The sequence below is a fragment of the Mesorhizobium sp. M0808 genome, from assembly GCF_040320025.1.
Lineage (GTDB): Bacteria > Pseudomonadota > Alphaproteobacteria > Rhizobiales > Rhizobiaceae > Mesorhizobium.
On record NZ_JAMYOX010000003.1, the window covers coordinates 296,518 to 315,988 of the forward strand.

Genomic DNA, 19,471 nt, shown 5'->3' on the forward strand with positions numbered 1-19,471 from the left:
TGTGTCGCCTGTCATACGCGGCCAATATGGGCGCGCTCCCGACAATGCGAGGCAGAGAGCCTTATTTCCAGGCCGATGAACATCTATCCGAAACACACTGAACCGCTGATCCTGTCGGGTCGAGACGTGACGGCCGTGCTCGGCCCGACCAACACCGGCAAGACCCACCTCGCCATCGAACGCATGGTGGCGCACGAAAGCGGCGTCATCGGCCTGCCGCTCAGGCTGCTTGCCCGCGAGGTCTATACGCGCGTCTGCGAGAAGGTCGGCGCCCATAAGGTTGCGCTCATCACCGGCGAGGAAAAGATCCAGCCGGCTGGCGCGAAATACTCGGTCTGCACCGTGGAAGCGATGCCGCGCGAGACCGACGCCGCCTTCGTTGCCATCGACGAGGTCCAGCTCGCCGGCGATCTCGAACGCGGCCACATCTTCACCGATCGCATCCTGCATCTACGCGGCCGCCAGGAGACGCTGCTGCTGGGTGCGGCCACCATGCACGGCATCCTGCAGCGCCTGCTGCGGGGCGTGTCGGTGGTGACCCGGCCACGCCTGTCGCATCTTGCCTATGTCGGCTCGAAGAAGCTGACCCGCCTGCCGCGGCGCACCGCGATCGTCGCCTTCTCGGCCGACGAGGTCTATGCCATCGCCGAGCTGATCCGCCGCCAGCAGGGCGGTGCCGCCGTCGTGCTCGGCGCACTCAGCCCGCGCACCCGCAACGCCCAGGTGGCGCTGTTCCAGTCGGGCGACGTCGACTACCTCGTCGCCACCGACGCCATCGGCATGGGCCTCAACCTCGACCTCGACCACGTCGCCTTCGCCCAGAACCGCAAATTCGACGGCTACCAGTACCGCAACCTGACGGCGGCCGAGCTCGGCCAGATTGCCGGCCGGGCCGGCCGGCATCTGCGCGACGGCACCTTCGGCGTCACCGGCCAGGTCGATCCGCTGGATGATGAACTGGTCAACAAGATCGAGGCGCATGATTTCGATCCGGTGAAAGTGCTGCAGTGGCGTACCGCGCATTTCGATTTCGCCAACCTCGATGCGCTGAAGCGCTCGATCGAGACCAACGCCCCGGTCGAAGGCCTGACGCGCGCGCTGCCGGCAGTAGACGCGCAGGCGCTCGAGCATCTGTCGCGCGACGAGGACGTCCGGGCACTCACCACCGATGCCAGACGCGTGGCGCTGCTGTGGGAAGCCTGCGCGCTGCCCGACTACAGGAAGATCGCGCCGGCCCAGCACGCCGACTTGATCGCCTCCATCTACATGGACCTTGCCAGGCACGGCCATGTCGACGAGAACTACATGGCCGAGCAGGTGCGCCGTGCCGACACCACCGAAGGCGACATCGACACGCTATCGCACAGGATTGCCCAGATCCGCACATGGACCTTCGTCTCCAACCGGCCCGGCTGGCTGGCCGATCGGGCACACTGGCAGGAAAAGACGCGCGAAATCGAAGACAGATTGTCGGATGCGCTGCATGAGCGGTTGACGAAACGTTTTGTAGACCGCAGGACTTCCGTCCTCATGCGGCGCCTTAGAGAAAACACGATGCCTGAAGCCGAAATCAGCCCAACCGGAACCGTCCTCGTCGAAGGCCATCACGTCGGCGAGCTGCAGGGTTTCCGCTTCACCGCCGACCAGAGCGCCGGCGGCGAGGATGCCAAGGCGGTGCGGGCGGCGGCGCAGAAGGCGCTTGCCGCCGAGTTCGAAGCGCGGGCCGAGCGGTTCGGCGCCTCTGCCAATGGCGACATTGCGCTGGGTTCGGATGGCACGCTGCGCTGGATCGGCGCACCGATCGGCACGCTGGTTGCCGGCGAAGACGCTTTGAAGCCGCGTCTCGTTCTGCTCGCCGACGAGCAACTCACCGGCCCGGCACGCGACAAGGTTGCGGCGCGCGCCGAGCGCTTCGTCAACTTCCAGATCGAATCCCTGCTGAAGCCGCTGGTCGACCTCAAGAATGCGGAGCAGATCACCGGCATCGGCCGCGGCATTGCTTTCCAGCTCGTCGAGCATTTCGGCCTCATCAACCGTCGCGACATCGCCGACGAGATGAAATCCCTCGACCAGGAAGGCCGCGCGGCGCTTCGCCGTCTCGGAGTGCGCTTCGGCGCCTACCATGTCTTCGTGCCGGCGCTGATCAAACCGGCGCCGGCGGGGCTGATAACGCTGCTGTGGGCGCTGAGAAACGACGGCAAGGACAAGCCCGGCTTCGGCGATGTCGTTCACGCACTGGCCTCCGGCCGCACCTCGGTGGTCATCGATCCGACCTTCGACAAGACCTTCTACAAGCTTGCCGGCTACCGCAATCTTGGCCGGCGTGCTGTACGCGTCGATATTCTCGAACGGCTGGCCGACCTGATCCGGCCGGCGACCAACTGGAAGCCGGGCCTCGGCCCTCGCCCCGACGGCGCCTATGACGGTCAGTCCTTCATGGTGACGCCGCCGATGATGTCGATTCTCGGCGCCACCGCCGACGACATGGAAGAAATCCTGAAGGGACTCGGCTATCGCGCCGATGCCAAACCGGCGGCCGAGGTCAAGGCGCGGCTCGAAGCACAGGACAATGCCGCGCGTGAAGCTGCCGCTGCAAAGCAGGCGGCGGAAGAGGCTGCGCGAGTCGAGCAGGCGAGGATGGCGGAAGCATCTGCCGCGGCAGAGCCGCCGGCGGAGGCTTCGGAACCTGTGTCGGATGCGGCTCCTGTTGCGGAGGCGGCGGCCGAAGCTGTGACCGAAGCGACGGCAGAGCCTGTCGCGGAAGCTCCAGCCCCTGAAGCTGCGGCAGAAGTCACGCAAGAGACCCGGCCCGCCGCGGAGGCGACTGCTGAAGCGCCTGCGGAACCAGCGGCCGAGCCAAGGGCGGAACTTGGGGCGGAAACTGAGGCTGCGGCATCGGCAGAACCGCCGGTTTCCGACACTACGGAAGCATCGCCGGCCGAACCTGCAGCGACGGCGGAAGCCGTCTCCGGCGAAGCTGCTCCAGAAGCGGAGGAGCCAAAACCTGTCCTGTTATGGCGGCAGGGTCGTTTCGACCAGCGCCCGCGTCATCGCCAGCATGACAACCGCCCCCGGGACAATCATCGGGACAATCGCGCGCGCAATGGTCAAGCTGGGCCGGACAGCCGCAGCGATGCGCCGGCAGATGCCGGCGGGCAACCGACGCCGGGCGACCGGCCCGCCCGTCAGGGGCGCCACGACCAGCGCGACGGCGCCGGCAAGCCGCGCTTCGATCGCAGCAAGTTCAAGCCCAGGCCGCAAGGCGAGGCGGCAGAACAGCGCGCCGGCAAGCCGCAAGGTGAACGCCCGGACCGGCGCGAAAACCGGCCCGACTGGAAGGCTGGCCGACAGGACGGCAAAGGCGGCGCCCAAGGCGCAAAGCCCGCCTTCCAGCCAAAGCCGCGTGAGGAACGCCCGGTCCGCTTCGATCCGGACTCGCCCTTCGCCAAGCTCGCCGCGTTGCGCGACCAGCTGAAGAAGTAGGCTGCTCGTCCAATGGTCACTGATGCCCGCCAGCGCATCGACAAGTGGCTGTTCTTCTCGCGCGCGGTAAAATCGCGCACGCTGGCAGCCAAGCTGGTCGTCGCCGGACGCGTCCGCATCAATCGCGACAAAGCAGCGCAGGCCTCCGATACGGTCCGGCCGGGCGACGTTTTGACCATCACGCTGGAGCGGCGGATCTTCGTCTGGAAAGTCCTTGGCACCGGCGTACGGCGTGGCCCGGCCGAAGAGGCCCGCCTGCTCTACGAGGACATGTCGCCGCCCCCCGCGCCCAAGGGCGAGGCGCTTCCGGATGCGGTGCCGCCGTTGCGCGAGGCCGGCAGCGGTCGCCCGACGAAGAAGGAACGCCGCCAGACCGACCACCTGCTCGGCGACGATTGAGCAAGGTCGAACGCCCGCTTTGCCGGCCTTCCGGAATTCCATTCCGGAAACCGCGGCACCGCTGGCAGGGGCCGCCCTTGCCACCAGCGGACAAAGGCGTTACCTCACCAAAAAAGCCCAATAAAATGGGACGTCCCGGAGCCGACCAATGACCTATGTCGTGACCGACAATTGCATAAAATGCAAATACATGGACTGCATCGAGGTCTGTCCGGTCGACTGCTTCTACGAAGGTGAGAACATGCTCGTCATCCACCCGGACGAGTGCATCGATTGCGGCGTCTGTGAACCGGAATGCCCGGCCGACGCGATCAAGCCCGACACCGAGTCGGGCCTCGACAAATGGCTGCAGATCAACACCGAATATGCCGACAAATGGCCCAACATCACCGCCAAGAAGGAGCCGCCGGCCGACGCTAAAAATTTCGATGGCGAAACTGGCAAGTTCGAGAAATATTTCTCCGCCGAGCCCGGCGAAGGCGACTGACGAGCCTGCCGGCTGCGGCGGCCTGACGCCGCGTAACAGACGTGATACATTAACTGCCTTGACAGGCGGCGACGGCGCGTGGCCTTCGCGCGTGCAGCAAAACCTTGATTCTTCCGACTTTTTGTGTTATATCAACCAAACATGCCGGTGACACAACGTCGATTTATGGCGCAAACGCCCCAAATCACTGAAAGGTGAATTTCTCAATCCGGACCAGAGCGATCTGGGGCAGGCGGTCGCAATGTTGCGATTTGCCGGTCCTGGCCTTTCCGGTGAGTTCATCGTTGTGTGGCTAAGGACCGGTCACCCCGGTCGCACGAGTTCGGGCCGGCACGATGCCGGTACCACAACAAGGAGTTCAGGGCGTAATGGCAACGATCACCCCGCAGAAGAAGTCCACCGCAGCGCGCCACGGTTTCAAGACCGGCGAGTACATCGTCTATCCGGCGCATGGTGTCGGCCAGATCGTCTCGATCGATGAGCAGGAAGTCGCGGGCCACAAGCTGGAGCTGTTCGTCATCGACTTCCAGAAGGACAAGATGCGCCTCAAGGTGCCGGTCGCCAAGGCGACCTCGATCGGCATGCGCAAGCTGTCGGAAGAGGATTATGTCGAGCGCGCGCTGAAGGTCGTGCAGGGCCGCGCCCGCGTCAAGCGCACCATGTGGTCACGCCGCGCCCAGGAATATGATGCCAAGATCAACTCCGGCGATCTGATCTCGATCTCGGAAGTGGTGCGCGACCTTTACCGCGCCGATAACCAGCCGGAGCAGTCCTATTCCGAGCGCCAGCTCTACGAGGCGGCGCTTGACCGCATGGCCCGCGAGATCGCGGCCGTCAACCGCATGTCGGAGACCGAAGCGGTGCGCCTCATCGAGGTGAACCTCAACAAGGGCCCGAAGCGCGGCGCCAAGGCCGACAACGAGGAAGCCGAGCAGGAAGAAGCCGCCTGAGCTTTTTTGCTTTCGAATTCAGAAAAACCCGGCCTTGCGCCGGGTTTTTTTGTCTTAGCTGACCGGCGACGGGCATATCTAACCTTCGCCGCCCTCCCTTTCCGCCTCGTGCTTCAGCGTGGCAATGAACCGCTTGGTCCGCTGGCGTTCCGGGTTGCTGAACAGCACCGCGGCCGGGCCTTGTTCGACGATGTTGCCGGCATCGAGGAACACCACTTCCCGCGCGATCTTGGAGGCGAGCCGCAGGTCATGCGTCGCCATCACCATGGTCGTGCCCTCGCTGGCGAGCTTGCCGAGCACGTCGACCACCTCCTGCGCCAGTTCCGGATCGAGTGCCGAGGTCGGCTCGTCGCAGAGCAGGACCTTCGGCGAAGGCGCCAGCGCCCGGGCAATCGCCACGCGCTGCTGCTGGCCACCTGACAGCGTCGCCGGCCAGGCGTCGGCCTTGTGCGCCATGCCGACCTTTTCGAGCAGGGCCAGCGCCCGTTCGCGCGCCCTTTCCTTGGGCCATTTCAGCACCGTCACCAGCCCCTCCATGATGTTCTCGATCGCGGTGCGATGCGGAAACAACTGGAAATTCTGGAACACCATGCCGGTCTGCAGCCGCAGTCGCTGGATATCCCTGGTCGAGACCCTGCCGCCGGGGTGGAATTCGAGTGCATCGTCGCCGATCCGTACCGTGCCTGAAGTCGGCAGCTCGAGCAGGTTGATGCAGCGCAAAAGCGTGCTCTTCCCTCCGCCCGACGGCCCGACAAGCGCCGTGACGCTGCCTTCCTCGATGGTGACGGTGACGCCCTTCAGCACCAAATTGTCGCCGAAACGCTTTTCGATGTTGGTGAGGCCGATCATGCGCGCGCCTCCAGGAAGCCGCCATAACGGTTGAGCCGCGTTTCCAGCCGCGCCTGCAAGGCCGACAGCACGGAGCTCATGACCAGATAGAGGGCCGCTGCCTCGACATAGAGGATCAGCGGCTCATAGGTGGTGGCGACGATGCGCTGCGCTGCCTGGAACATCTCCGGCACGGTGATGGCGGCGGCGAGCGAAGTGTCCTTGACCAGCGAGATGAAGGTGTTGGACAGCGGCGGCACGGCGACGCGCCCCGCCTGTGGAAGAATGGTGCGCCGCATTGCCTGGGCCCAGGTCATGCCGATCGAATAGGCCGCTTCCCACTGGCCCTTGGGCACCGAACCGATGACGGCGCGGATGATTTCCGACGAATAAGCACCGATGTTCAAGGTGAAGCCGATCAGTGCTGCCGGAAAGGCGTCGAGCAGGATGCCGACCGATGGCAGGCCGTAGAAGATAAGGAACAGTTGCACGAGAAGCGGCGTGCCGCGGAATATCCAGACGTAGAAGCGGACCACGGCGACCAGCGGTTTGGGACCGAACAGCCGGACAAGCGCCACAACCAGGCCTAGGACAAGACCGAATGCAAACGACAGCAGCGTCAACGGCACGGTGAAGATCAGTGCAGCCCACAGCAGCGTAGGCAGGGATTCCAGCATCAATTGCAGCCAGTGCGGCACGAAGGCTCCTCCTTGCCAGATTGCCGTCGCTCATATCACGCGAAAGCGGCGGGCCGTCAAAAGACAGCTCGCCGCGATATGAACGACGCGGGCCGGCGTTCGGCCCACACGAGAAAGCCGTTTTACTTCGAAACGTCCTGGCCGAAATAGGTGTCGGCGATTTTCTGGTAGGTGCCGTCGGCCTTGATGTCGGCCAGCGCCTTATTGATGGCGGCCACCAGTTCCGGATCGCCCTTGCGTACGATGACGCCGGAATAGTCGGCGTTTTCTTCCTGCGCGGCAATCTTCACATTGGCGTCGGGCTTGTGCTTCTTGAAGTCGAGGAAGGACAGGCTGTCGTTGATGGTGGCGTCGGCGCGGCCGGTAAGAAGCAGCTGGATCGACTGGTCGAAGCCGTCGGTGCCGACGAGCTCGGCGCCGTTGGTTTCAGCCAGCTTGCCGAAATTCGAGGTCAACGACTGCGCCGCCTTCTTGCCCTTGAGATCGGCGAAACCCTTGATGTCGGTGTTGTCGCCGCGCACGATCAGCACCGCCTTGGAGGCGATGTAAGGATCGGAGAAATCATATTTGGCCTTGCGCGCCTCGGTGATGCCGACCTCGTTGATGACGGCATCGTAGCGGTTGGCATCGAGACCGGCGATCAGCCCGTCCCATTTGCCTTCGAGGAACTGGGCTTTGACGCCGAGGCGCTCGGCGATGGCCCGCGCGATCTCGACGTCGAAGCCAACCAGCGCGCCGGAAGCATCATGATAGGTGAAGGGCGCATAGGTTCCTTCCGTGCCGACCTTGAAGACGCCGGACTGCTTGATCTGGTCGAGATTGGCGCCGGCGTGACCGGCGGCGATGGCCAGAACCTGCAGCGTTCCGGCGATGATGAGCGATTTGAGCCATTTCATTTTTCTGTGATCCCGTCCTCGGCCGATGTCCGGCGTCATTGCGAGTGCCGGAAAATGACAGATGCGCGATGCCAGAATAAGAAACTAAATTTCAAAAATCTCGCGCCCTTGAAATCCAATTCTCAACCAGCATCTCCGGGCGCCATCCGGCTGAGTCAAGGCCGGTGGCGAATCGCCTGGAACAGCGCAATCGACATGACAGTCCGGGGGAACATTCCCCCGCATGGCACGTTCTTCGCTGTTGTAGGGCGCGGCGCCGCCATTTCAACCATCGGCGCCAACTCACGATTCGATCGCACCGCAACGCCTGGAGCAGGAGCGCGGCATGATGGAAGACAGTGCAGGACGGACCATGGTTCGCGCGGCGATGAAAGCCCCTTATCTGGAACGTGACGAAGAGCATCTCCTGGCGCTGCGCTGGAAGGAAAACAATGACCAGCACGCGCTGCACCGCATCACCGTCGCGCATATGCGGTTGGTCATTTCCATGGCGTCGCGGTTTCGCCACTACGGCCTTCCGCTGGGCGACCTGATCCAGGAAGGCCATGTCGGGCTGCTGGAGGCAGCGGCCCGTTTCGAGCCCGAGCGCGAGGTCCGGTTCTCGACCTACGCGACTTGGTGGATTCGCGCCTCGATGCAGGACTATATCCTGCGCAACTGGTCGATCGTGCGCGGCGGCACTAGCTCGGCGCAAAAGGCGCTGTTCTTCAACCTGCGGCGTCTGCGCGCCCGCCTGGCAAACGGCGCCGAGCAGATGTCGAATGCCACGCTCTACCGCGAAGTGTCGGCGGCTCTCGGGGTATCGGAGGCCGATGTGGCGATGATGGATTCCCGCCTTTCGGCGCCGGACAGCTCGCTCAACACACCGCTAGCCGACGATGCGGGCGCAACCGAGCGGATGGAGTTCCTGGTTTCGGATGACCCGCTGCCCGATGAGGTCGTCGGCGATACGATCGACGTCGAACGCCGCTCTGTCTGGCTGAAGACGGCACTCGGCGCTCTCAATGCGCGCGAGCTCAGGATTATCGAGGAACGCCGGCTGAGCGACGAGGGCGCGACGCTCGAAGCGCTCGGCGAGACGCTCGGCATCTCCAAGGAACGTGTCCGGCAGATCGAGGCGCGCGCCATGGAAAAGCTCAAGGCGGCGCTGGTAAAGCAGAATCCGGAATTTCTCGCAGCCTGAATCGCGTCGGCTGCTATTTGTCGGTGACGATCTTGACCTTGTCGCCGGCCGAAACCGCGGCACCCGGCGACAGCGCGTTGAGCACCCTGAACAAATCCAGCTTGCGGTCGACGCCGACCATCTGTGCGGCCAGGGAGCCCATTGTCTGGCCGGGTTGCACCGTGACGATGCGGATACGCAGCGGCTTCAACGCCGCCTTCTCGGCAGCACTCAGGATGCGGAACGAGCCGCTGACCGAGCGCGCCACCGTGCTCAGCGAGGTGCTGGCCGAAGGTGCCGCGGTCAGCAAGCGGTAGACCTGGCCGCCGGCGCGGATCACCGCAATATCGAATTGCCAGCCATCGGCGCCGGCATGCGCGGTTGCCGCTTCGTTGCCGTTGATCGTCTCCTGGCGCACGCTGCTGTCGTCGAGGCCGGCAACCCAACCGCTGCGGATGTAGTCGGTCAGCGAGCGGTTCTTGTCGATCGAAACGCCGTCGAAGCGGATCGCCATGTCGCCCGGGCCGGTCGCCGTCACCGCCGCCGCCGAATTGTCGATGATGAAGCCGTTGGGCACCGAGAACGACACGCCGAGGCCAGGATGCAGGAAGGTTTCGCCGCGCACATAGCCTTCCTCCGGCGTGTCGCCGTAAAGCAGCCCGTCTACGCCGGCAAGAAATGAATCGCGGTCGCGCGACCCGACACCGGGCGCGCCGAACTGGCGGGCGTGGCGCTGCGCGAGATCGATACGCTGCGGCGTGTTGGGGTGCGTCGCCAGGAAGTCGAGGCTGGCGTCGGTAGCGCCGCTGATCGAGCGGAAATCGGTATAGGCCGACATCGACTGCAGGAAGCGGCCGGCGGCGTAGGGATCGAAACCGGCTTCGCCGATCGACTTGATGCCGATTGCGTCGGCCTCCAGCTCCTGATTGCGCGAGAACTGGGCCAGCCTCAGCTTGCCGCGGATCAGTGCCGCCTTGGCCGTCGGGTTGTCGCCGAGCACATCCGAAACGACCTTGGTCGCCAACCCCTCCTCGGCTTCCAGTTGCTGGCGCTGCAGGCCGTGGTTGGCCGTAACGTGGCCCATCTCATGCGCAATGACGGCGGCAAGCTCGGCCGAATCGTTGGCCAGCGCAAGCAGGCCGCGGGTGATGTAGAGATAACCGCCCGGCAGCGCGAAGGCATTGACGTTGGGCGAGTTGAGGATGGTGATGCGGTAGGTCTGGGTTGGGTTGGCCGACACCACGGTCAGTCTGCCGACGATCTTGGCCACCATGCGCTCGAGCTTGGGGTCGGAATATTCGCCGCCATAGGTGGCGAGGATGCGCGGGTGCTGCGCCTTCGCCAGTTGAGCGAGCTTGCCGTTGGCGGCGACATTGTCGACCGTGATCGGCTTGTCTGAGGGCTGAAAGCCTGATTCCTGCACGTCGGGAGGCGTGAACATCTGGCAGCTTGCCAGCGCCACGGCGAGACCGGCCAGCGCCAGAAAGCGCGCCAGCGGTTTCACCCTCCGATTGTCGATGCCGGTCGGCAGATCGGCTTCCTTTCAAGTCCTGGCACGTGACCGCGAAAATCGGGCGCGATTTCCGGAAAGCATCACGCGCAAATCAAGTGCTACGGCGTCCTTCGTGCGTCCGACAGATGCGAGGCAGCAAGGGCAAATCACGGTCTAGGCCGGACCAGCTCCTGGCGGACCTAGCCACACTACCTCGACCATGGCAAGCAAGCGCCGCTTCGCCTTCCGCCGGTTTGACCATAAATTATGTCCGCTTCCGGGCAACATCTCGTGATCCAACCGCAAACGGACCCGAGCCGATATAGCGTCGGAATGCCTCCGGTCCAGCCCCGACGAAAAAATCGGCCGCGGTGCCCGTCGCGGCAACCGTGCCACCATCCAGGAAAACCATGTTTTGGCCGATACGGCGCGCATCGTCCGGCTGGTGCGTGACGAATAGCACCGTCATGCACTGCTCCGAATGGACGTCGGCCACCAGGTCGAGCATGTCGTCGCGCAGTGCCGGTCCGAGCGAAGCGAACGGCTCGTCGAGCAACAACACCGGCCGGTCGCGCACCAGGACACGGGCGAGCGCGACGCGCTGCCGCTCGCCGCCGGAGAGTTCGCGCGGCAGCCGGCTTTCCTTGCCGGCAAGGCCGACGCGCTTCAGCGCTGCGGCGATTGCGGCGCGGTCAGCGTCGCTCAGCCTGAGCGAAGGCGAGCGGCCGAGCCCGACATTCTGCTCGAGGGACAGATGGGCAAACAGGTTGTTTTCCTGGAACACCATCGATACCGGCCGCGCTGATGGCGGCGCAGTGCTGACGTCGGCGCCGCCGATCAGCACGCGGCCCGACCGCGGCGTCTCGAAGCCGGCCACCAGATTGAGCAGCGTCGACTTTCCCGAACCGCTCGGCCCCATGATGGCGGTGATTTCCGACGCCGGGAAATCGACATCGAATATAAGCGGCGTTTCACCATAGCTGAACGAGACATTATCGAGCCGCACGGCCGCGCCTTTTTCGACGGAAATGGACCGTTCCGGGCTGATCGGCATCATGATTTCTCCCTCCTTCCCAGCCAGTCTGCGGCCAACACCAGCGCCAGGCAGACAAGGCCGAGCAGCAGCGCCAGGCCGGCCGCATCCTCGGTGCGGTAACTGCCCATGCGCGCCAGCAGCAGATAGGGCAAGGTCTGCACGGAATCGCTGCCGAATAGCGCAATGACGCCGAGATCGCCGAGCGACAGCGCCATGGCGAACGCGAAGCCGGTGGCGAGCGGCCGCCGCAGCGACGGCCAGTCGACCAGCCGCAACCGGTTCCAGCCCAAGATACCAAGCTGTGCGCAGAGCCGTTCGTGGCGTTCGCTCGCCGCGTCATAGGCAGGGCGAATGGCGCGGATGGCGAACGGCATCGCCATCACCGCATTGACCGTAACGACCATGACAGGGGCGATCGCAAAGACATCGCCGACGGTGCGCAAGAGCAGGAACCAGCCGGCGCCGATGACGATGGGCGGCACCACCAGGACGAACCCCGCACCGGTGTCGGCCAGATGTTCGAGCAGTGTCCGCCGGCCCTGCCGCCGGGTGAGCGCCAGCGCCCGGCGCGCCATGACCAGCGACAGCGACAACGCCACAGAGAGCAGCGCCGATAGGAGGGAGAGCACGGCACTGGTCGCCGTCGCTTGCCGCACCGCGCTCTCGCCGGCCAGGCGGCCGAGATCGGCGCCAAGCCCGGCTGCCAACGTGGCCGCCATCGGCCCGGCGACAAACAGCAGTGCCAGCCCGATCGCCAATGCGTTCAGCACGGTCTCGGCCGCACCGGCTGAAAAATACCGGCGCGGCGCCACCGGCAGATTGGCATCCCCTACCATATTGGCGCCGAGCCGCGTCAAGGCCAGCACGACGACGAAGGTCAGGGCAATCTGCAGCAGGGTCAGCGTCACAGCCCGCGCCGGGTCGAAGTCGAAACGCAGCGCCTGGTAGATGGCAACCTCCAGCGTCGTCGCGCTGGGTCCGCCGCCGAGCGTAAGCACGATGGTGAAGGAGGTGATGCACAGCATGAAAACGAGCCCGGCAACGCCCGGCAAGGCCGCACGCAGCGGCGGCCATTCGATCAGCCGGAAGGCCGGCGCAGCACCCATGCCAAGCTGGCTCGCCAGCCGCCATTGGTCGGCCGGCACGGTCTGCAACGCCTCCAGGAACAGCCGCGTCGCCAGCGGCAGGTTGAAGAAGACATGGGCGACGAGTATGCCCGACAGGCCATAGATGCCGGGCCAGCTCTGGCCGCCAATCGCGCCGAGCGTGCCGGCGAAATACCCGGCGCGGCCATAGAGTGCCAAGACACCGAGTGCGGCAACAATGGCCGGCAGCGCCAGCGGCACGGCGAAAAGCTGGAGGATGAAGCCTCGCCCGAAAAAACGCGGATGCCGCGACAGGGCGCGCGCGACGAACAGCGCCGGTGCAACGGAGAGCAGGGTCGACAGCAGAGCCTGCCAGAGCGTGAAACGGACGACGCGCAAGAGATAGGAATCGAAAGCGGCGGCGGCGCCGGACAGGTCGCGTGTGGCTTCGACGACGAGCCCGGCGAATGCACCGCCGATCAGCAGCGCGATGGCGGCGAGCGCGACGATGCCGGCAGTGACGCGGGGATCGGCCGGATGACGCGTACGCATGTCGCGCTACCCGAGACAGGCGTTGATCGAAGGAAATACCTGACAATGGCCGAGCCCACCCCTCTCTGGCCTGCCGGCCATCTCCCCCTCAAGGGGGGAGATTGCGCACTCAGCCGCCTTCGCCAATCTCACAAGTGGCAGGACGAGGAGAGGCGACAAAGCTGCCGATCTCCCCCCTTGAGGAGGAGATGGCCGGCAGGCCAGAGGGGGGTGGCTTGGCGTAAACATCCGACGAGGCTTGAGCCCTACTTGCTCATCGCCGCAAGCCACTCATCGACCCAGGCCTTGCGGTTGGCCGCGACGTCTTCCGGGCTGAACAGCAAGGTCTTGGTCGGCTTGACCAGCTTGTCGAACGCCGGGTTGAGCGGCTTGTCGGTTTTGCCGGCCGGGAACATCCAGTTGGTTTCGGGAATGACATCCTGGAATTTCGGTCCGGTCATGAAGGCAATGAACTTTTCTGCCAGCGGGTTCTTCGCACCCTTGGTGGTGATCCCCGCAACCTCGATCTGCAGATATTCGCCCTCCTCGAAGGACGCCGCCTGGTAGCGCTCGGTGTTTTCGGCGACCATGTGGTAGGCCGGCGAGGTGGTGTAGGACAGCACCATCGGCGCCTCGCCCTTGGTGAACAGGCCGTAGGCCTCGCTCCAGCCCGGCGTTACCGTCAGCACCTTCGCCTTGAGTTTGGCCCAGGCTTCCGGCGCCTTGTCGCCATAGACCGACTTGACCCACAGCAGCAGGCCAAGGCCCGGCGTCGAGGTGCGCGGATCCTGGATGACGATCTTCTCTCCGGCATCGCCCTCGACCAATTCCCTGAGGCTCTTCGGCGGGCTCTTCAGTTTTTCGGTATCGTAGACGACGGCGAAATAGCCATAGTCGAACGGCACGAAAATATCGTCGCTCCAGCCGCCCGGCACACTGACGCCCGATATTGCGCCATGCGGCGAAAACAGGCCGGTTGCCTTGGCATCCGCCGTCAAATTGGTATCGAGGCCAAGTACGATATCGGCCTTGGTCGCGGCGCCTTCCAGCTTCACACGGTTGAGCAGCGCCACGCCGTCGGCGACCGAGACGAATTCGACGACGCAACTGCATTCGGCCTCGAAGGCCTTCTTCACCGCCGGTCCCGGACCCCAATCGGCGGTGAAGCTTTCATAGGTATAGACCGTCAGTCTATCCTGTGCCGATGCCTGCCCTGGCAAGGCGAGCGCGGATGCCGCAAGCAGGACAATTGAGACAAGAGAGTGGAAAAAACTGCGCATCGGCGCCTCCTTCGTTCGCGTTGAAAGGAATTGAGGCGTCGGGCTGTCCGAAACGTCTAATCCCTCCGCCGGTACAAACCGGATCAGGTTCAGCGGGTTGGCAGTCTTGCCTCTCAGCCGGTCCGCGAAAATCGCGTCCGGCACCCCGTTAGAGCGTTGCGACACATAGGCCCGGCCGAAGTGCTGCGCAAGCGGAAGTTTGCCGGGCATCCAAAGCCCAGCCTTCCGTTTCGTCTGCCGTTTCATCTTCCGTTCCCGGGGCAGGGCTGGTAAGGGCCACGAGATATGAGCACATTCACCATCCTGCTTGGCGGCGATCTCATCCGCACGCCGCTGCTCGACCGCCAGGTCGAAGGCTCCCGCGTCATCGCCGCCGATGCCGGCATCGGTCATGCCCGCATGCTGGGCCTGAGGCCGGAACTCTGGGTCGGCGATTTCGATTCGGTGCCTGCCGATTTGCCGGAAGATCTGGCCGCCGTGCCACGGCAGGTATTTCCCGCCGAAAAGGACAAGACCGACGGTGAACTCGCTATCGCCGCCGCGCTCGAACGCGGTGCGACCAGCCTTGTGCTCGCAGGCGCCTTCGGCGGCAAACGCACCGACCACATCTTCCTGCATCTGGCGCTGAGCGTCCGGCTGGCGGAAGGCGGAACGGAAGTGCTTTTGACCAGCGGCGCACAGGAAGGCATTCCTTTGCTGCCTGGAAAGACTGGCTTCGACTATGTCGACGGCACGCTGTTTTCGGTGCTCGGCTTTTCGGATCTCGCCGGCCTGACAGTCACCGGCGCCAAATGGCCGCTCGACCATGTCGAGGTTGCGTTCGGCTCGTCGCTGACCATTTCCAACGAGGTCAGGGGCCGGCTGGAAATCGCGCTGGCCAGCGGCCGTGCGCTGCTGCTCGCGCATCCCTACCCTTTTCCGGAAAGCTGAGCCCAGAAAGCTGACATGGCGCCGCCGCTTCTCAATCTCGACGGGATAAAGCTGACATTTGGCGGCACGCCGCTGCTCGACGGTGCCGCCCTGACGGCCTCAGTTGGCGACAAGATCGCCCTGGTCGGCCGCAACGGCTCTGGCAAGTCGACGCTCCTCAAGATAGCCGCCGGGCTGATCGAACCGCAGGACGGCGAAGTCTTCCGCCAGCCTTCGGCGACCGTGCGCTACTTGCCGCAAATGCCCGACATGGACGGCTTTGCGACTGTCCGCGCCTATGTCGAGGCGGGGCTCGGGCCGGCCGACGATCCCTACCGCGCCACCTATCTGATGGAGCATCTCGGCCTGACCGGCGAGGAACGGCCGAACGACCTCTCCGGCGGCGAGGCGCGGCGCGCCGCCCTCGCCCGCGTCATGGCGCCGGAGCCCGACATTCTCCTCCTCGATGAGCCGACCAATCATCTTGACCTTTCGGTCATCGAATGGCTGGAGGAGGAGCTTGCCCGCACCTCCTCGGCACTGGTCGTCATCTCGCATGACCGCCGTTTTCTCGAGCGCGTGTCACGCGCCGCAATCTGGCTCGACCGCGGCCAGACCCGCCGTCTCGACAAGGGCTTTGGCTATTTCGAGGAATGGCGCGACACGGTGCTGGAGGAGGAAGAGCGCGAGCAGCACAAGCTCGGTCGCCAGATCGTGCGCGAGGAGCACTGGCTGCGCTATGGGGTGACAGCGCGGCGCAAGCGCAACATGCGCCGGCTCGGTGAGTTGCAGACCATGCGCCAGCGCTTTCGTGGTCATCGCGGCGCCGAGGGTGCGGCGACGATGACAGCCAGCGACGCCGCCGAATCCGGCAAGCTGGTGATCGAAGCCAAGAACATCGAGAAGAGCTTTGGCGATCTGACCGTGGTCAAGGGATTCTCGACCCGCATCCAGCGCGGCGATCGCGTCGGTCTGGTCGGGCCGAACGGCGCCGGCAAGACGACGCTGTTGAAGATGCTGACCGGCGAATTGAAGCCGGACGCGGGCACGGTGCGGCTCGGCACAAATCTGGAGATCGCCACGCTCGACCAGAAGCGCGAAGCCGTCGACCCGCAGGAGACACTGGCGCAGTATCTCACCGACGGGCGCGGCGAGAACCTCGTTATCAATGGCGAGCAGCGCCACGTCGTCTCTTACATGAAAGACTTCCTGTTCAAGCCGGAACAGGCGCGCACGCCGGTGCGCGAGCTTTCGGGCGGCGAGCGGGCACGGCTGATTCTCGCACGCGTTTTGGCGCGGCCGGCAAACCTGCTTGTGCTCGATGAGCCGACCAACGATCTTGACATGGAGACGCTGGAGCTGCTGCAGGAACTGGTCGCCGGCTTTGCCGGCACGGTGATCCTGGTCAGCCACGATCGCGATTTCCTCGACCGCACCGTGACCAGCATCATCGCGCCGGATGGTGACGGCCGCTGGATCGAATATGCCGGCGGCTATTCCGACATGCTTGGGCAGCGCGGCGGCACCAGGCTGGACGACCGCAGGGCGCGGCCAAAAGCAGAAGCCGGTGAAGCGACGGCGGCAAGCAGGAACGAAGCGGCCGCGCCGAAGGGCCCGGCGAAGAAACTGTCGTTCAAGCAGAAATTCGCGCTGGAATCGCTGCCCAAGAAGATCGAGGCGGTGTCGGCCTCGATCTCGCGGCTGGAGAACAACATCGCCGATCCGGCCTATTACGAGCGCGACCCGGCCTCGTTCCAGAAGACGATTGCCGCGCTCGACAAGGAGCGCGTCACACTGGCAGCGCTCGAGGAGGAATGGCTGGAACTCGAGATGCTAAGGGAAGAGATGGAGGGATGAGAGGTTGCATGCACGCTCATATGCGCCTATATTATGCGCATAAATGGGAGCGGCTGTATGCTTCAATCGAATCCAAAAACCCAAAGAAAGTCGGTTAATACATCGATCGACTCCCGATTGATCGAGGATGCCAAGGCGTTGGGCATCAATATATCCCGCGCTGCGGAAGAGGGCATCGCCAAGGCGATTTCGGCCGAAAAAAACCGCCGGTGGCAGGAGGAAAACAAGCAAGCGATCGACAGTTCGAATGACTATGTCAGGCGCAACGGCTTGCCTCTGGCCAAGCACCGGCTGTTTTGATGGCACGTTATGATTTCTACCAGAGTGCCGAAGGCGACGGTTACCTTCTCGATGTCCAATCCGACCTTCTGGAACGGCTCGACACGAAGGTCGTCGTCCCGCTGATGTCAGCCAATAAGGCCCCAGTGCCGGGCCGCCGGCTAAACCCTATCTTCACCATCAACGGTAAGGACCATGTCATGGTCACTCAATTCATGTCAGCCTTGATGACCTCTGAATTGCCCGTTGCCGAAGGAAATCTTTCTCGCCATCACGACGACATCGTGAGCGCGCTCGACATGCTGTTCCAAGGCTTCTGAGCCAGAGAGGCGTTGGGCTGGTGAGCCGACCTCACCCCGCCGTCTTTGTCTGCCAGGCCTTTAGCGCCTCGTCGAACACCTTCTCGCCTGGAATGCCCTTTTCCATGGTGAGCAGCGCCCGCCGCCCGGTCTTGTAGACGACCGGCACGTCGATCCAGTCCTGACCTCTGAGCAAGGTCAGATTGGCGTCTTCATCCGCCTTGGTATCGTTGAGCGCAACCAGGAAGAAACCGTCGGCGATCTTGGCCGGGATGCCGATCAGCGGGCTTCCGGCATCCTGCTCGGAGCCCTTCATGGCGACACGCAGGATGTTGTCGACGCCGCCGCCCTCGAAGCCGTCAGGCGTCAGGAAGATCATCTCGATAATATGGCTGGCCGGCAGCGTCTGGTCGGTGTTGCGACGGATCGTCATGCGCAACTGGATATCCTTGCCTGGAATGGTGGCCTCGGCGCGGATCGCCGGCTCGGGTGGCAAGTCGCCGCCGGGCGATTCCTGCACCAGTGACCAGACGATGTTGCCGGGCTCGGCCGAGCCTTGAGCGGTGCTGGTGCGCTCCTCGTAGAAGATCGCCTTCTGGCCGACGGCCAATGCGGCTTGCGGCGGAACTGCCGTCGGGGCCGCTGCCGGCGCGGGCGGCGGGGCGGCCGCTGCAGCATCGGCCGGCGCTGCTGCCCCGTTGGCGGGCGGCGTCGCGGGAGTTGGTGCAGCGGACCCATCGACTGCTGGAGCATTGGCGGTGGCTTGCTTGTCGGCGGGTGCGGCCGGTGCCGGCGCGGCGGGTGCCGGGGTGGTCGGCGCTTGTGCGGCCGATGGCGGCGTGGTCAGTGCGGCGACGGATTCGCCTTCGCCGATGCCCGCCTGCCCGGCCGCGGGGCCGGGATCGACTTCGTGGCCCTCGGGCGTCAGGCGCTGCGTGAACTTCGCGCCCTCGCCGGCCTCCGTCGGAGGCGCGGCGGCCGGTACCGCCGCATCGGCCTCCGGCTTGGCCGGGGCTGGTTTTACCAGCGGTTCGGTGGCAACGGCTTTGGTCGAGTCGAGGCCGAGCATGCTGCCGAACGCATCCTTGTTCAGCCAGATGCCATAGCCACCACCGGCAATGACGAGCAAGGCAATGGCGGCGGCGATCACACCGCCATAGCTGCGCCTGCGCTCGGCAGGATGGAGCCGCTGGAACCTGTCCTCCGCGGGGCCGCCGTCGTTGGAAAAGTCGTCGCCCCGAAAAACGCCGTCTTGGCCGTCAGCCGTCGGAAGATCCATATCGGACGGCGGCGGACCAGCGCGCTCCTGAGAAAGAGCGACGGGCTGCGGCTTTTGCCAGTTCGGCGCCGCCTTGGCGGCCGTGGGCTGCCAGGCCGGCCCAGTCTTTGCTGGCTCCGTCTTTGCCGGCTCGGTCTTGGCCGGCTGCCATGCCGGCTCCGTCTTTGCTGGCTGTCGGATATGGCTGGACTGGTTCTTGTTGCGGTCGATGGAGGAGAAGATGTCCTCCAGTTCCGCCAGCGGGTCGGGTGGCGGCGCAGGCTTGGCATAGTCCCGCTCGACTTTGGCGATGGCGTCTTCCAGTGCACGCATCTGCCGGTCGACATCGGAAGGCGTCATCGTGGCCTTCTCTGCGAGTTGTTTCGCGATTGACGAACGGGCCCTGTCATAGACCCTGGCGCGCACTTCCGCCGACGGCTCACCGAGTTTATCGAGCGCCTTTTTCAGAATAGGAACAAAATCTACCATACGTCAGTCGACCTGCATTTGTTTCTGGGCCGGCCCCCGCAAATCAGCCGCAA

17 protein-coding genes and 1 riboswitch are annotated in these 19,471 nt (G+C 64.5%); of the genes, 9 read left to right on the top strand and 8 right to left on the bottom strand.

What is annotated here, in order from left to right:
* Positions 1-75: 75 nt before the first annotated feature.
* The 4 genes from NKI25_RS07225 to NKI25_RS07240 all read left to right on the top strand — a co-directional run bounded on the left by NKI25_RS07225 (position 76) and on the right by NKI25_RS07240 (position 5,319).
* Complete coding sequence (locus NKI25_RS07225) at positions 76-3,483, top strand: helicase-related protein (RefSeq protein ID WP_352574753.1); 3,408 nt, start codon at positions 76-78, stop codon at positions 3,481-3,483.
* 12 nt (positions 3,484-3,495) lie between these two features.
* Entirely contained in the window at positions 3,496-3,882 is a 387-nt protein-coding gene (locus tag NKI25_RS07230; protein WP_023680553.1) for an RNA-binding S4 domain-containing protein, read from the top strand.
* Positions 3,883-4,030: 148 nt separating this feature from the next.
* The gene (fdxA, locus tag NKI25_RS07235; protein ID WP_023680554.1) at positions 4,031-4,369 is read left to right on the top strand and encodes a ferredoxin FdxA; all 339 of its coding nucleotides are present in this window, start codon (positions 4,031-4,033) and stop codon (positions 4,367-4,369) included.
* A 368-nt stretch (positions 4,370-4,737) separates the two neighbouring features.
* Positions 4,738-5,319, top strand: a complete 582-nt coding sequence (locus NKI25_RS07240) for a CarD family transcriptional regulator (RefSeq protein ID WP_006327799.1) — start codon at positions 4,738-4,740, stop codon at positions 5,317-5,319.
* 78 nt (positions 5,320-5,397) lie between these two features.
* Here NKI25_RS07240 and NKI25_RS07245 read toward each other — a convergent pair whose 3' ends face one another.
* From NKI25_RS07245 to NKI25_RS07255, 3 genes are all read right to left on the bottom strand, one after another.
* Entirely contained in the window at positions 5,398-6,168 is a 771-nt protein-coding gene (locus NKI25_RS07245) for an amino acid ABC transporter ATP-binding protein (protein ID WP_352452513.1), read from the bottom strand.
* The gene (locus NKI25_RS07250; protein ID WP_023721020.1) at positions 6,165-6,845 is read right to left on the bottom strand and encodes an ABC transporter permease subunit; all 681 of its coding nucleotides are present in this window, start codon (positions 6,843-6,845) and stop codon (positions 6,165-6,167) included. The genes NKI25_RS07245 and NKI25_RS07250 overlap by 4 nt, the downstream gene beginning before the upstream one ends.
* 122 nt (positions 6,846-6,967) lie before the next feature.
* Positions 6,968-7,741: an amino acid ABC transporter substrate-binding protein gene (locus tag NKI25_RS07255; protein ID WP_023721021.1), complete on the bottom strand. Its 774-nt coding sequence runs from the start codon at positions 7,739-7,741 to the stop codon at positions 6,968-6,970.
* A gap of 325 nt (positions 7,742-8,066) precedes the next feature.
* Here NKI25_RS07255 and NKI25_RS07260 point away from each other — a divergent pair, with 325 nt between their 5' ends.
* On the top strand, positions 8,067-8,924 hold the full coding sequence (locus tag NKI25_RS07260; protein WP_023680558.1) for an RNA polymerase factor sigma-32: 858 nt from the start codon (positions 8,067-8,069) through the stop codon (positions 8,922-8,924).
* Between the two features lie 13 nt (positions 8,925-8,937).
* On the opposite strand, the gene NKI25_RS07265 is transcribed toward NKI25_RS07260, so the two are convergent.
* From NKI25_RS07265 to thiB, 4 genes are all read right to left on the bottom strand, one after another.
* Positions 8,938-10,407 carry a M48 family metalloprotease gene (locus tag NKI25_RS07265; RefSeq protein ID WP_352574751.1) on the bottom strand — a complete coding sequence of 490 codons (1,470 nt, stop codon included), beginning with the start codon at positions 10,405-10,407 and terminating at the stop codon, positions 8,938-8,940.
* 253 nt (positions 10,408-10,660) lie between these two features.
* Positions 10,661-11,452 carry a thiamine ABC transporter ATP-binding protein gene (thiQ, locus tag NKI25_RS07270; RefSeq protein ID WP_352574749.1) on the bottom strand — a complete coding sequence of 264 codons (792 nt, stop codon included), beginning with the start codon at positions 11,450-11,452 and terminating at the stop codon, positions 10,661-10,663.
* A complete protein-coding gene (gene thiP / locus NKI25_RS07275; RefSeq protein WP_352998290.1) occupies positions 11,449-13,068 on the bottom strand; it encodes a thiamine/thiamine pyrophosphate ABC transporter permease in 1,620 nt (539 codons plus the stop codon). Before thiP ends, thiQ begins: the two co-directional genes overlap by 4 nt.
* Positions 13,069-13,313: 245 nt before the next feature.
* A complete protein-coding gene (gene thiB, locus NKI25_RS07280) occupies positions 13,314-14,327 on the bottom strand; it encodes a thiamine ABC transporter substrate binding subunit (RefSeq protein WP_031213213.1) in 1,014 nt (337 codons plus the stop codon).
* Positions 14,328-14,370: 43 nt separating this feature from the next.
* A riboswitch (TPP riboswitch) is annotated at positions 14,371-14,485 on the bottom strand.
* A 127-nt stretch (positions 14,486-14,612) separates the two neighbouring features.
* Between thiB and NKI25_RS07285 the strand changes: the two genes are divergently transcribed.
* From NKI25_RS07285 to NKI25_RS07300, 4 genes are all read left to right on the top strand, one after another.
* Complete coding sequence (locus NKI25_RS07285) at positions 14,613-15,257, top strand: thiamine diphosphokinase (protein WP_352634191.1); 645 nt, start codon at positions 14,613-14,615, stop codon at positions 15,255-15,257.
* Between the two features lie 15 nt (positions 15,258-15,272).
* A complete protein-coding gene (locus tag NKI25_RS07290; RefSeq protein WP_352998291.1) occupies positions 15,273-17,093 on the top strand; it encodes an ABC-F family ATP-binding cassette domain-containing protein in 1,821 nt (606 codons plus the stop codon).
* Positions 17,094-17,231: 138 nt separating this feature from the next.
* The gene (locus NKI25_RS07295; protein WP_352589923.1) at positions 17,232-17,393 is read left to right on the top strand and encodes a type II toxin-antitoxin system CcdA family antitoxin; all 162 of its coding nucleotides are present in this window, start codon (positions 17,232-17,234) and stop codon (positions 17,391-17,393) included.
* Positions 17,393-17,692 carry a CcdB family protein gene (locus NKI25_RS07300; RefSeq protein ID WP_352998292.1) on the top strand — a complete coding sequence of 100 codons (300 nt, stop codon included), beginning with the start codon at positions 17,393-17,395 and terminating at the stop codon, positions 17,690-17,692. Before NKI25_RS07295 ends, NKI25_RS07300 begins: the two co-directional genes overlap by 1 nt.
* A gap of 31 nt (positions 17,693-17,723) precedes the next feature.
* On the opposite strand, the gene NKI25_RS07305 is transcribed toward NKI25_RS07300, so the two are convergent.
* Positions 17,724-19,418: a hypothetical protein gene (locus tag NKI25_RS07305; RefSeq protein ID WP_352998293.1), complete on the bottom strand. Its 1,695-nt coding sequence runs from the start codon at positions 19,416-19,418 to the stop codon at positions 17,724-17,726.
* Between the last annotated feature and the right edge of the window lie 53 nt (positions 19,419-19,471).